At 61.5% G+C, this 421-nt stretch carries 1 protein-coding gene; it reads left to right on the top strand.

Annotated elements, in window-relative coordinates:
* The coding region (locus NTD86_RS13125) for a hypothetical protein (RefSeq protein ID WP_262202847.1) at nt 1-228 on the top strand (228 nt) is incomplete at its 5' end.
* Nucleotides 229-421: the final 193 nt, after the last annotated feature.

Genomic DNA, 421 nt, shown 5'->3' with positions numbered 1-421 from the left:
GCCGGGACACCCACTGCGCAGAACCTACACTCGGCCTCCCGAAGGGGCGGACAGATCAAAAGCCAAAGCAACGGCAACGGCCAGATCAAAAGATCGCAGCCTGCGGCAGCTCGGCTAGCAGGTTGCCCGGCAGTTGATCTGGTTTTTGCTGTTGCTGTTGATCTGGCTTGTGATCTTGATGTTGAAGGCCCCATTAAACCCTGCTGGCCGAGCGCAGGTTTTGCGTAGTGGGTAACCCGGCAGGACGCCGGGTTAGCCGCGACACGGCCATGGATGGCCGATCGCGGCGGGCCCACGTAGCAAGGCCTGTGGTGAGGGCATGCCGAGCCACAGCGAGGCACCGAGGGGTAGGGGCGAAAGCGTTTGGCCACTTTGCGCTTTTCAAAGTGGCACGCCGTAAGGGCGTAACCCTAAGTGGCCA

This window comes from Pseudomonas sp. 7P_10.2_Bac1 (genome assembly GCF_025465935.1).
Taxonomy (GTDB): domain Bacteria; phylum Pseudomonadota; class Gammaproteobacteria; order Pseudomonadales; family Pseudomonadaceae; genus Aquipseudomonas.
Note: the sequence above shows the minus strand (reverse complement) of the source record. Positions and strands in the feature narration are given on the sequence as shown.